Raw genomic sequence first — 13177 nt, 5'->3', positions numbered from 1 at the left:
AAAAATCCAAATGTCAGACGTCCAGTTCCAATCGTCTTTTAACTTCCGGAATAACTTGGGTTGCAAAAAGTTCTATATATTTCATCGCGAGTTCATGCGGCACAAAACCCATGCTTGCCTGCGCAAAAAATCTTGTAAACCCGAAAAGTTCATATTCGTACAGAATTTTTTCAACAACTTCATCTACACTTCCTACCATCAGGGATCCTTCCGGAGCACGCATAAATTCGAACTGTTCGCGGGTCATGGGTTGCCAGCCGCGGCTTTTCCCAACGCGATCCATCATTTGTGCATAATGCGGGAAGAAGTCATCTGCAGCTTTTTCGCTGTTTTCCCCAACAAACATATGGTTGTTGATCCCAACCTGAAGGTCCTCAGGCTTAATGCCGTTTTCCAGCGCAGATTTTTTATAAAGACTGATGAAAGGAACAAACTGTCGCGGCATTCCGCCGATAATTGCCAGCATTAAAGGAAGATGAAGTTTTGCAGCCCTCACCGCCGAAGCGGGAGTTCCACCTGCCGCCAGCCAAACCGGGATTTTACCGTTCAACGCGCGTGGATAAACGCCCAGATCATGAATTGGAGCCCGCAGCTTTCCGTTCCAGGAGACTTTCTCAGATTCATTAATTTTAAGCAGAAGATCGAGTTTTTCTTCAAAAAGCTCGTCGTAATCACCAAGGTCAAATCCGAATAAAGGAAACGATTCAATAAAGGAACCGCGACCGGCCATAATCTCCGCTCTTCCGCCGGAAATGGCATCCACCGTAGCAAACTGCTGGTAGACGCGAACCGGATCTTCGGAACTCAACACCGTTACGGCACTTGTGAGTTTTATGTTTTCTGTAACCGCCGCTGCCGCCGCAAGAACCGTGGTTGGCGAGGAAACCGCGTAATCCGGCCGGTGATGTTCGCCGATTCCGAAAACATCAATGCCCAGTTTATCGGCCAATTTTATTTCTTCCAAAAGATCCTGAAGCCTTTTGTGGGCGTGGATTCCTTTTCCCGGAACGGTTTCAGGAGCCATGTCGGCAAAAGTCATCAGCCCGAATTCTATTTTTTTCATTACCTTATCTTTAGATTTTTGTCTTGAGAGTTTTTAAAATTAAAAGACTCCAAGAAACTTTCTTTTACACAAATTTACTCCGACCAATGCTGATAGTTGTTGATGTACGGTAAGAATTGACTTTATTCTTCCGACTTCATATTATCTCCATCTTTTGAATGCAGCCGCCTGAAAACAAAGCCTGAAAAAACAGTAAGAATTCCGACGGTGAAGAACGTATACCTGAATGCAAGATTTTGATTTTCCGGTGTTAAAAATGTATTGCTTTCATACAGTTTCAGTACAATCAGTCCGAATGCAATTCCGAAACCGATTGCCAGCTGCTGGTTCACGGCAATCAAAGAATTTCCGCTGCTGGTATGGGTATTCCTTAAATCTGCGATCGAAATTGTGTTCATAGAGGTAAACTGAATTGAATTGAAAAATCCCAATACCGCGATAATGGGCACAAACCAGAAAATGGAAGCATGAATACCGGGAATGCCGAGACAGCAGATGAGGATTCCGATAATAAAAGTGTTGGTCATAAGGGTACGGCGATAACCGAACCGGTTCAGGATTTTAATCACCGAAGATTTTCCGAACATTGCAGTGAGTGCCATTGGCGCCACCACCCATCCGGAAACAACTGCACTTTCTTTATAGGCAATCTGAATCATTAATGGCAACAGAAGAGGAATGGCGCTGATTCCCAAACGGGTTGCCAGATTCCCGAGGATTCCGACCCGGAAAGTTCTCACCTGAAATAAATTCAACGGGAAAATAGGATTTATTGTTTTGCTGGCGTGTCGGTAATAGTAAAAAATCATGAGAAATCCGAGGACGAAAATCAGCAAGACCGGAGTTGTGAGGGCTGAATTTCCGAACATTTCCAAAGAAACAGAAAGCAGTAAAGAGGCTGAAGCGAAAATGAGAAACCCCTTCAGATCAAATTCTACCGCGATAGATTTATAATTCGGCATGTATTTTAATCCAAGAATAATTCCCAGCAATCCAATCGGAATATTGATGAGAAAAATCCAGTGCCAGGAAAAATAATCAACCATATAACCGCCTACCAATGGTCCGAGAACCGGTCCGATTAAAGCCGGAACAATGGCATAATTCATGGCTTTCAGCAGTTCATTTTTAGGATAGGTTTTCATTAATGCCAGTTTGCCGACCGGCGTCATTAAACTCCCACCGATTCCCTGGATGACTCTTGAAATGATAAGATGCGTAAGATTTTGGGATAATGCACAAAAGAGAGAACCAATACTGAAAACCACCAATGAAAAAATAAATATTCTTCGGGTACCGAATTTATCTGCCAGAAACCCGCTTACCGGCATAAACAGTGCCAAGGTCAGAACGTAACTGATGATCGCGTTCTGCATATTGAGCGGTGACTCATTTAAATCTTTTGCGATGGAGGGCAGGGAAGTGTTGAGAATCGTGGAATCAAGCATCTGCATAAAAATGGCCGTCGCGAGAATCAACGGCAGGTATTTTTTTACAGTGGAATTTTCAGTTTGTTGAGTCACCATTCTAAAAAGTTTTTGAAAAGTAGATTTTGCGGTATTTCAAAAACCATACCGCCAAAAAAATCCTGCAAATGCAGGATTTAAAATTATCTTTTTTCGAGTTCTATCCAGTCTTTAGTGGGTCTTTTGAACCTTACAATCGTGAATTCCTTGAAATCTTTTGTTTTGTAAAGAATCTCTTCTCCTTCCTGAAACGGAGTGATGAAATAATAATCAGCATCTCTCTTGTTGGTTTTGTCTCCTTTTTTCACGTCAGGAGTGAATGTGGAAATCTGGTATTTTGGAAGTTGGGTATTTAAAGTTTCATAAAACTTTTTATCGGTTTTAGCAGGTATAACATCTACAATCTTATAATCCTCATCATCAACCCAAAGATAATATTTTTTCTCATCTTTAGTCCTTTTATTAACAGAGGTGAAGGTGTATAGCTCTTTCGGAACCAATTCGGCAATTCTCTCAGGATTTACACCGGTATAGTATTTTGAATTGCTTGGATCTACATAAGATTCCAGATTGTACATCAGATTCGGGTTCTGAAGATCTTTTTTAGCAAAATACTGATTCAGGGAATGTTCTGCATCTATTCGGAGATTCTTTTCTTCCTCGCTCAGTTTTTTAGTCGGTGTAGCAGGATAAATTTCACGGGTGAAGTGATAGAGAACAATCGGTTTGATATTTTTGAGGTGCGGATAGGTTTTCAGTTCCTCTGCTTTTACCAACCAATAATACTGCTGATAATAATCCTCCTTTTCTCTGTCCTTGATTTTCTTATACGTGAAGGCCAGTTTTTTTGAGTTCAGATAATCGTCAAATTTATTCTGCCCAAAAACAAAACTGAAAGCCAGAACGGCAAAAAACAACGTAATATTTCTTTTCATTTTTAAAGTTTAAAATTTATTTAAGTCCAAATATAATTATTTATTGGATAATATTATTCAAAATTAGTTAAAAAAGTATGAAGCAGGGAATACTGCAATGGAATTCATTATCTGTAACTTTGCTCACTTTACATTAAGCATTCCGCCCGATGAGTGCCATATAAAATCCGTCAAAGCCTTCGCTCGGCATAATTTTTTCCTCTTTTAACAAGGTGTAGTCTGCATTGTTTTTCAGAAAAATTTCTACCTGTTCATTGTTTTCGCTCGGTAAAATCGAACATGTTGCGTAAATCATTTTTCCTCCTTTTTTTATGATCTTAGAATAATCCTGCAGAATTTGCTGCTGTTCTTTTTTAATCCGGTCAATAAAATCCTGATCGATTTTCCATTTTGAATCTGGGTTTCTTTTCAAAACTCCAAGTCCGGAACATGGTGCATCAATAAGCAGGCGGTCTGCTTTTTCGTGTAGTCTTTTAATGACTTTATTGTCGTCAATAAAACGCGCTTCAATATTGTGTGCACCGGCTCTTTTTGCACGGCGTTTGAGTTCTGCAAGTTTCCATTCGTAAATGTCGAGGGCGATAATCTGTCCTTTATTTTTCATTAAAGCAGCCAAATGCAGGGTTTTCCCGCCCGCTCCGGCACAGGCATCCACTACGCGCATTCCTTCCTGAACATCCAGAAGTTCACCGATTCTTTGGGAAGAGGCATCCTGAACTTCGAAAAGTCCGTCTTTGAATGCGGAAGTCAGAAATACGTTTTTCTTTTCTTCGAGCTGAATCGCATCGGGATAATTCCGGACCTGGAAACTTAATACGTCTTCGTCCTTAAGATCTGAAACAAGTTCTTTGGCCGTAGTTTTCAGCGTATTTGCACGGAGAATCGTGGGCGCGAGTTCATTAAGGGCGATCATTTCCTTCTCCCAGTCTCTTCCGAGTTCTTTTTCCAGCGTTTCAGCCAGCCATTCCGGAATTGAATATTCAATTGCCTTCGTCGGAACGGTATTTTTCTTTAATTTTATGAGAATATCAGCGTTTTTAATGCCATCGAATTCCTCAAATTTTTTGTAGTGGGTTTTGGTCCACAGACAGTAGGCGAGAATGAGTTTATAGATATTATTTGGTTTCACGCCCTCTCCCATATAGTATTCGAGGCGTTTTTTCCAGCGGATGATGTCGTAAAAAATCTGTGAAACGACTTTGCGGTCTTCACTTCCCCATTTTCTGTTGGCTTTTAATAGCCTTTCGATGACTTTGTCGGCGTATTTTCGGTCCTGAAAAAAAGTTTCCTGTAATGCGTCGTGAATTCCTATGAGTAAGTTTCGGTGTATGAGTTCCATAATTTGTTGCGGTCTTTAGCGTCCTGCTTATTTTTGCAAAAATACGGAAATTTATGCTAAGATTTTTTTGTGGTAAAAACAGTACTTTTTATGCTGAAATTTATGAACTCCTATTTGGCTTGAAAGATTGTGGGCATTTCTTAAAATCTTACCTTTGTGCTAAACAAAATTCCATGAGCGATACAATCATATGCCCGAAATGTCAGTCAGAATTCACTTACGAACAGGATCATCTGATGGTCTGTTCCCAATGTTTCTATGAGTGGGATCCAGCAGAATCTCCGTCTGATGATAAAATCCTTGATATGAATGGTAACGAACTTCAGAACGGAGATTCGGTGATCGTGATGAAGGACTTACCGGTGAAGGGGGCTCCGAAGCCCGTAAAATCTGGAACAAAAGTGAAAAACATCAGGCTTCGCCCGGGATCCGATCATAATATTGACTGTAAAATTGACGGTTTCGGAGCGATGGCACTGAAATCGGAGTTCGTGAAAAAAGCTTAAAGTATTTTGATAAAATGGAATTCTAAAATTGCACAAAAAAAGGAAAGATTTGGACAGGGTTCCATTTCAAAGACTTGGTTGTCTGTTGAAGGCCAGACTAATTTCGTCTTAAGGGGCAGAAAGAGAATTAACCAAAAATTTCCTTAGGCCGGGTTTGAAAAATTTATTTCAAAACTTATGCCATATTTGGAACTGAAGGTCAATTAATTAGCTGTTTTAGAATAAAAAACAATCTATTTAGAATTCAATTTCTACGGTGTTCTCCAGTTTTTTATTGCTGTAAACAATAAGTCTTTTGTCATCAACTGAAATCCTGTTCCAGAAATGATTTCCGGCAAACCGGCTTTCCAGAACCTCTGCAAGTTTTGTGCTCTGAGATTTGAAATCGGAAATTTTAATTTCATTCGGATACCAGAATTTTTTTGCAAGGTTCCATGCGGCTCTTTCCTCATCAGAAAAAACATTCACTTCGCCGAAAAGTTTGGCGACATATTCATTATAAGGAGAGTTATAGGTTTCTTCAGGGTCATCATTCTGGATCAGTCTGCCGTCCTGGAGCACAATTATCTGGTCCAGCCACGGCATTACTTCCTGAATTTCGTGGGTTGAAATAATGAGGGAAATATTTTTTTCTTTCACAAAATTGAAAAGTTTTTCCCGGAGCTCTATTTTTCTTGAAAAATCGAGATTGCTGAATGGCTCATCCAGCAAAAGCAGCTTTGGCATTACCGAAAGCGCTCTTGCAATGGCAACCCGCTGCTGCTGTCCGCCGCTGAGATATTTTGGCAGTACATCGGCGTAATCTTCCAGCCCCACCACTTTCAGCAGTTCCTGTACTTTTTCCTTCTTATCTTCGAGATTGATATTTGAAAGGAACTTGCCGACATTTTCCGCGACAGTGGAGTACGGCATGAGGTCATAATTCTGTGCCACCAGTTTCATGTCGCTTTCGCCCGGAACAATGTTTTTTTTTGGTCCGTAAGTTGGTTTGCCATTAAAAATAATCTCTCCATTTTGCCAGTCCAGAAGTCCATAGATCAAATTCAACAGTGTCGACTTTCCGCAGCCGCTTTCTCCGGCAAGCGCAATGATCTTTCCTTCTTCCAGTTTCAGGTTCAGGTTATGAAAAAGTCGTCTTTCTTCGGAGTGGGAAAAATATAAATGGTTTATTTGTAAAAGCATCCTACAAAAATATAATATTTGCCATTAATAAGAATATTTTTATTATTTTAGCAGAACTAATCAGGATTTAATTTTCATGAAAAAAATATTCACTTCATCTGTTCTTTCATTATTTTTGGCTGGAACATTGGCCATTTCCTGCGGGAAAGACAAACCTTTGACCAGCGAAAGCAACGTTTCGTCCACTTCAAAAAGCGGAAAAGTGTTTGTTTTGGATACTGCAGACAGCAGAATTGAATGGAAAGGTTTTAAAGTTGTGAAAACCGACAATACAAGCCATTTCGGAACTATTAAATTCAAAAGCGGAGAACTTACCGTAAATGAAGGAAAGCTTGAAAGCGGTACATTTACTGCCGATATGAATTCTTTAACCTCAGTTGATTTGAAAGATGATGCTGAACAACTGGAAAAGCTCAATGGCCACCTGAAAAGCGGGGATTTTTTTGAAGTTGAAAAATTTCCTAATGCTACGTTTGAAATTACAAAAGTTACAGACAATACTACCGGCTCAGACTACAACACTTTGCTCGATGGTAATCTGACCATCAAAGGAATTACAAAACCCGTTCAGTTTAATGCAAATGTTTCTGTAAATGACGGAGAAGTGAGCATTGCGACCGAACCGAAAGATATTAAGAGAGAGGATTTTGGAGTGAAATTCCAAATGCCTGTCGAAAATGGCGTTATTAAAGATGAAGTGAACCTTCAGATCTCAATCAAGGCCCAGGAAAAGAAATAAAAGATTAATTTTTTTATTTAAGTGTAATAATGATATGCAGAGGCGCGATTTATCGCGCCTCTGTTGTGTGTGCTGCTTTATTTTTGTTTTTCCACTCTTTAGTCTGGTTCCTGAAGCTTCAAAAACATAGTTTTATTTAAAACAGAAAATCGTATTTTTGCACTTCAATATATTATAAAAGATGTTAGAAAAGATTGATGAATTATTGGTGGAGGTCGCTAATTTCAGTTCTGCAGGAAAAGAAGAAATTGAACAGTTCAGGATCAGATATAATGGTAAAAAAGGACTGTTGAACGATATCTTTTCCAAATTCAAAGATGTTCCCAACGAGCAGAAAAAAGAATTCGGACAGAAAATCAATACCCTGAAGCAGGCGGTAGCTCAGAAACTCGAGGATCTGAGCGGGGCAACTTCTTCCAACATTATTCTGGAAAAAGAAGATTTAACAAAACCCGGTTTTCCTCTGGAACTTGGAACACGTCACCCAATTAATGCGGTGAAAAACAAAATCATTGAAATCTTTAAATCCATCGGTTTTTCGGTCGCAGACGGACCGGAAATTGAGGATGACTGGCACAACTTCACCGCACTGAATCTTCCTGAATATCACCCTGCAAGAGATATGCAGGACACTTTTTTCCTGGAAACGAATCCTGATATTCTCCTCAGAACCCACACTTCTTCGGTACAAATCCGTTATATGGAAGAAAACCAACCGCCAATGCGCATCCTGTCGCCCGGAAGAGTTTTCAGGAACGAAGCCATTTCGTCGCGTTCACACTGTATTTTTCATCAGATCGAAGGACTTTATATTGATGAAAATGTAAGTTTTGCAGACTTAAAACAGACGATTCAGTACTTTACAACTGAGCTTTTCGGTAAATCGAAAATCAGGATGAGACCTTCTTATTTCCCTTTCACCGAACCGAGTGCTGAGGTGGATGTTTATTGGGGCCTGAATTCCGAAACCGATTACAGAATCACGAAAGGAACCGGTTGGCTCGAAATCATGGGCTGCGGAATGATTGACCCTGCGGTTTTACAGAATGTAAATATCGACGCCGATAAATTTTCAGGCTACGCCTTTGGAATGGGAATCGAAAGAATCGTCATGCTGCTGTACCAAATGAGTGATATCCGGATGTTCTTTGAGAATGACAAAAGAATGCTGGAACAGTTTAAAAGTTTGTAGAACTCGAAATTTAAAAGAAAAATAATTTAGAGATGAATAAAATTAAAATTTATAATTTTCTGAATTATTTTTTTGCTTTAGTATGGCTGGTTAACGGTCTTTTCTGTAAAGTTTTAAATTTAGAACCACGACATCAGGAGATTGTTGCCAGAATTTTAGGTGGCGAACATTCTAAGATATTAACATTTGCAATTGGGATCTCGGAAGTATTGATGAGTGTATGGATTTTGCTTAAAATTTTATCCAAATTAAATGCAGTGACCCAAATCATAATTATTGCCGCAATGAATATTATTGAATTTATTGTTGTCCCGGATTTATTACTTTGGGGAAAATTCAATATCATTTTTGTTCTTTTTTTCATAGCTTTGATTTATTACAAAGAATTTATTTTGAAAAAAGAAATCCCGAATGTTTCCATTCCTTAAGAACCATCCTTTTGCAGTTGATGCTTTTTTCGAAAGCTCCATTGTTTTAACCTTTGCAGTTCCAAAGGAAGAATTACAAAACTTAATTCCTGAAAGTTTAGAATTGGACACTTTCGAAAATTACGCCTTTGTTGCAGTAGCAATGGTGCAAACAAAAGACCTTCGACCACAAGGCTTTCCGAAAATTTTAGGCAATGATTTTTTCCTGATTGGGTACAGAATTTTTGTAAAATACCACACTTCGGGAGGGAAGAGATTACGCGGTTTGTACATTCTAAAATCGGAGACCAATAAAAAGAAAATGCAAATTTTCGGAAATATTTTCACTCATTATCAATATACAACTACTGATATTACCAAAACTTCTGCAGGTACTAAAACGCTGATTAAATCTGATATATCTGATTTTGAAATCTTGATTAATAATCAATCAGAAGAGATTCCGCTTCCCGAAAATTCGGTATTTAAAGATTGGAAAGAAGCAAGAAGATTTGCAGGACCCTTACCGTTTACATTTACTTATAATGCTCGGAAGAAGGAGGTTCTCATTATCGAAGGAGTCCGCCAAAACTGGAATCCGAAGCCTTTACAGATTGATCATCATCATTTCGGATTTTTAAAGCATTTCAATTTCAGCAAAACGATACTTTCCAATTCTTTTATGATCAATAATATTCCATATTCCTGGAAAAAAGGAAGAAAAGATTTATGGAAGCCTTAAGAAAGCCGTTTCAGGGAGTTAAAAATATCGTACGATTCAATTGGCATTTTTACATCATAGTAATTGTTGTCTTATTGGTGATTTGTGTTTCTTATTTTTTCGTTTCAGATTTTTTCAAAACAATTCTCATCATTTCAATTGCTGTTATTCTTCTGCCGGTCATTGTTTCTTTGGGAGTTTCCTATTACGTTTACGACGCTTCAGGTTTATATTCATTAAAATGGATTAATATTGAAATAAAATCAGACAGGATTAGGATTCTTAATATTAATGCTGGTTTTGATGAAACGAGTGAGCTGTTGACAAGGAAATTTCCTCATTCAGAAGTTAATATCGTCGATTTTTATGATGAGAAAAAACATACAGAAATTTCTATAAAAAGGGCAAGAAAGTTATATCCGAATTCTTCTGAAACCATTTCAGTTGCGACAAATGATCTTCCATTCGAAAACAGTTCTATCGATTTGATATTCCTGATTTTTTCAGCACATGAAATAAGAAATAACCACGAAAGAATGCTGTTCTTTAAAGAGTTAAACAGGGTTTTAAAGCAAGATGGATTCGTAATTATAACAGAACATATTCGGGATATTCATAATTTTTTCGCTTATAATATTGGCTTTTTTCATTTTATTCCTTTGAAAATTTGGCTGCAAACTTTTAATGATTCAAATTTTACTGTTGCCGAAACACTAAAAGTAAATCCTTTTGTAACAACATATTATCTCACAAAACATGGAACTTCATCTTAAAGTTATAGGCATTCTTTTCATGGTTTTGGCTTTAATTCATGTAGGTTTTCCCCAATATTTTAAGTGGAAACAGGATTTGAAACCATTGAGTTTAATTAACAGACAAATGATGGAGATCCATACATTTTTCATCGCGCTGACCGTTTTCCTCATGGGTTTACTCTGCTTAACATCCTACGAAGAATTGATGACTACTTCTTTAGGAAAAACAGTTTGTTTTGGACTCGGAATTTTTTGGGCCTTACGATTAATCTTCCAGTTAATTATTTATTCTCCAAAATTGTGGCGAGGAAAAGCGTTCGAAACCATTATGCACTTTGTTTTCACTGTTTTCTGGGTTTATTTGAGTGTTATTTTCTTCAGAATCAGCCTTTCTTAAACCATCTCTTTGCCTGATTGTAATCGATATAGTAGGTCAGTTTCAGAGAAATATTATTCACCATCGGTTCATTAAAAAGCCTTTCAAAATTTTTGTTGAATCCTATTTTTGATTCTTCCAGATAATTGCCAACTGCATTCCGGTACAGTAAGGTCAGTTGGCTTCCCGGTGCAAACCACCATGAATAGCGCAGGTCTACATTCCAGGAGTTGAAAGTTCCGTTTTTGTTGTCGGTAAACCGATCCGTGAATGTAACATTTCCGTCATCATTTAAAGTGGAGAAATCTTTGTAAGTGACTTCAGAAAAATAGTGCCTGAAAGAAAGATTCAGCGCCATTTTATTGTTAAAGGTATACTGTGAGGAAATTCCGTTTTCTACCGTGAACCGGTTCCGCCTTCCTATGAAGATATCAGTGTCATCCTTTCCCACAAAGCCTTTATCATTGTTCTCATAATTCAGGCTTGCATTGTAATAAAAACGCAGTTTATCTGAAAATTTATAACTCGGATTGAACTCATAAATCAGTTTGTACCTTCCTTTTTCGTTATAAGGATAATAATCAACATACGTATTCAGACGGAATTTTTTCCGGTTATCGGTTGTGATGTAAATCCACGGATTAATCATGGCGGGTATTTTAAGATATCTTCCTGCAGTGCGAGGTTCATAAATATCATTTTCGCCGATAGGCCAGATCATAAGACCGCCACCGTAACTGAAGAATTTTTTAGTCTGCATATCAATACTGTTATGAATGACAAACTGTGTAAACATATCCTGATCGAGTCTTCGGTTGTGTGAAACATTTAAGTTGTAAGACAAACTGTTGAGGTTGCCTCTCGGCTGAAGATAACGGAACGAATAATTCGCATTGATGCTGTGGTAGTTCGTGCGATCGTAATAACCGAGATCACCGATGTCGTAATCTTTGGTGCGCATGAAATAATTGGCGCCAAAACGGTGGGCTCCTGAAACTTTATTGAAACCGCCGGATGTCTCAATTCCCGATTTTGTGCCGTCCTCCATCACAAAACTGCCTTTAGTTCCGCCAAAATACTGGTAGGTATTTTTTTTATTTCTGATGTCGAAAAGCAAAGCCGTCACATTTGCGTCGCGGAAACTTCCGTCCCGGGTAACATTGGTATTGACAAGCGATACCGAAGAATTTCCCCGGAATCTCTGGTCCAGAACCAGCACGTTGTAATTGGCCCACGGTTCCGTAACCTCTTCCCGCAGTTCACCAGTGACGACATTCCGGATTTCGGCATTTGTTTTCTCGGTAACGCCATTGAAAAAGCCAATTCCAAGACCTTTGTTGGTTCGTCCTGAAACTTTTACGGCATTGAAAAGCTTTACTTTTTCGGGGTTTACAACAATTTCCTCATCATTATTCAGATCCGGATACCTTGAGGGATTGCCACCGATCCTTCTCGAGTAAAAAAGATTTCCTTTACTGAAAAGTTCTGTTCCTTCCGTAAAAAACGGACGCTGCTCCTGAAACTGCACTTCAAAAGGAGAGAGATTTAAAACCGATTTGTCGAATGAAGTCTGCCCGAAATCAGGAACCAAAGTCAGATCGAGCGTGAAAGCATCGTTGATCCCATATTTCAGATCCATTCCGCCGTTGAAGTTCGAAGTTGATTTTCCGTCGAAATCATTCACATACGTCGAAATATAAGGGAGGAAAGAAAGCCTTGTGGGCGGATTGATATGTTCAATACCTTCCAAAACCCCGTCGTAGAGCATATAACCTCCTTTTTTGTTGTCGACAAAATTCCAGTCATACATCGTGCTTGTGCGCTGCACCGATCGGAGCATGTTGATTCCCCATTCCTGCACATCTTTTTTCGGAAAACGGAGCTCGGAATAAGGGATTTTCATCTCTACCACCCATCCTTTATCGGTGATTTTTACTGCAGAGAACCAAACTGCATTCCAGCTCATATCTTCGCCGAAATCATTGGTGATTTTCGCATCTATCTGAACACCGCTCGGAACGATGAGGAATTCAAGACTCTGCTGATGGTCGTTGTAACCGTTTAAAGTCACTCCAAAAATATCATCATTTTCAATATTGTCTCTTTCGGTAAGTTCTTTTGCGATTTTTTCAGGACTTGAATCGTAAAGCATGGCACCGAAATAAATTCCCGTATCGTCATACAGAATCTTAACTTCAGTTTTTAATGAGTCAGGCTGTAAACGGCCATTGTTTGGGCGCCGCTCAACAAAATTTGAAGCGGCAGGAACATTGCGCCAAACTTCTTCATCTAAAATACCGTCGATTTTCGGAGCTTCCGAAATTTTAACGGCAGTTGTTTTTTTTCTGCTGATGCTGTCGTTTCCCGTTTTCTGCGATTGAATATAACCGAAAAGTAAAAGAAGGACAGTACTGAAAATTTGAGTTCTCATTAGTTTTTTTCTGACTAATAAGACACCTTTTCAGAATCATTTGTTACATCCCAAATGAAAAATTG

12 protein-coding genes are annotated in these 13177 nt (G+C 38.8%); 6 read left to right on the top strand and 6 right to left on the bottom strand.

The window, feature by feature from the left end; genetic code table 11:
- Positions 1–13: 13 nt before the first annotated feature.
- The 4 genes from FUA25_RS12435 to FUA25_RS12420 all read right to left on the bottom strand — a co-directional run bounded on the left by FUA25_RS12435 (position 14) and on the right by FUA25_RS12420 (position 4803).
- Positions 14–1063: an LLM class flavin-dependent oxidoreductase gene (locus FUA25_RS12435; protein WP_147757241.1), complete on the bottom strand. Its 1050-nt coding sequence runs from the start codon at positions 1061–1063 to the stop codon at positions 14–16.
- Between the two features lie 122 nt (positions 1064–1185).
- Entirely contained in the window at positions 1186–2589 is a 1404-nt protein-coding gene (locus tag FUA25_RS12430; RefSeq protein WP_147757240.1) for an MFS transporter, read from the bottom strand.
- An 83-nt stretch (positions 2590–2672) separates the two neighbouring features.
- Positions 2673–3464, bottom strand: a complete 792-nt coding sequence (locus tag FUA25_RS12425) for a hypothetical protein (protein ID WP_147757239.1) — start codon at positions 3462–3464, stop codon at positions 2673–2675.
- A 133-nt stretch (positions 3465–3597) separates the two neighbouring features.
- Entirely contained in the window at positions 3598–4803 is a 1206-nt protein-coding gene (locus tag FUA25_RS12420; protein WP_147757238.1) for an RsmB/NOP family class I SAM-dependent RNA methyltransferase, read from the bottom strand.
- A 173-nt stretch (positions 4804–4976) separates the two neighbouring features.
- Here FUA25_RS12420 and FUA25_RS12415 point away from each other — a divergent pair, with 173 nt between their 5' ends.
- Entirely contained in the window at positions 4977–5309 is a 333-nt protein-coding gene (locus tag FUA25_RS12415) for a zinc ribbon domain-containing protein YjdM (RefSeq protein ID WP_147757237.1), read from the top strand.
- Positions 5310–5546: 237 nt separating this feature from the next.
- Here FUA25_RS12415 and FUA25_RS12410 read toward each other — a convergent pair whose 3' ends face one another.
- On the bottom strand, positions 5547–6491 hold the full coding sequence (locus FUA25_RS12410) for a sulfate/molybdate ABC transporter ATP-binding protein (protein ID WP_147757236.1): 945 nt from the start codon (positions 6489–6491) through the stop codon (positions 5547–5549).
- 76 nt (positions 6492–6567) lie between these two features.
- On the opposite strand from FUA25_RS12410, the gene FUA25_RS12405 reads away from it, so the two are divergent.
- From FUA25_RS12405 to FUA25_RS12385, 5 genes are all read left to right on the top strand, one after another.
- On the top strand, positions 6568–7230 hold the full coding sequence (locus FUA25_RS12405) for a YceI family protein (protein WP_147757235.1): 663 nt from the start codon (positions 6568–6570) through the stop codon (positions 7228–7230).
- A 181-nt stretch (positions 7231–7411) separates the two neighbouring features.
- Positions 7412–8422 (top strand): phenylalanine--tRNA ligase subunit alpha, encoded by a 1011-nt coding sequence (gene pheS, locus FUA25_RS12400; RefSeq protein WP_147757234.1) that lies wholly within the window; start codon positions 7412–7414, stop codon positions 8420–8422.
- A 32-nt stretch (positions 8423–8454) separates the two neighbouring features.
- On the top strand, positions 8455–8850 hold the full coding sequence (locus tag FUA25_RS12395; RefSeq protein ID WP_147757233.1) for a DoxX-like family protein: 396 nt from the start codon (positions 8455–8457) through the stop codon (positions 8848–8850).
- Positions 8834–9571 carry a DUF2071 domain-containing protein gene (locus FUA25_RS12390; RefSeq protein ID WP_147757232.1) on the top strand — a complete coding sequence of 246 codons (738 nt, stop codon included), beginning with the start codon at positions 8834–8836 and terminating at the stop codon, positions 9569–9571. The genes FUA25_RS12395 and FUA25_RS12390 overlap by 17 nt, the downstream gene beginning before the upstream one ends.
- A complete protein-coding gene (locus FUA25_RS12385; protein WP_147757231.1) occupies positions 9559–10323 on the top strand; it encodes a methyltransferase domain-containing protein in 765 nt (254 codons plus the stop codon). Before FUA25_RS12390 ends, FUA25_RS12385 begins: the two co-directional genes overlap by 13 nt.
- Positions 10324–10688: 365 nt before the next feature.
- Here FUA25_RS12385 and FUA25_RS12375 read toward each other — a convergent pair whose 3' ends face one another.
- Positions 10689–13112, bottom strand: coding sequence for a DUF5916 domain-containing protein (locus tag FUA25_RS12375; RefSeq protein ID WP_147757229.1), 2424 nt, complete (start codon positions 13110–13112; stop codon positions 10689–10691).
- Positions 13113–13177: the final 65 nt, after the last annotated feature.

Source organism: Chryseobacterium sp. (assembly GCF_008014695.1).
In the GTDB taxonomy this organism is placed as follows: Bacteria; Bacteroidota; Bacteroidia; order Flavobacteriales; family Weeksellaceae; genus Kaistella.
Note: the sequence above shows the minus strand (reverse complement) of the source record. Positions and strands in the feature narration are given on the sequence as shown.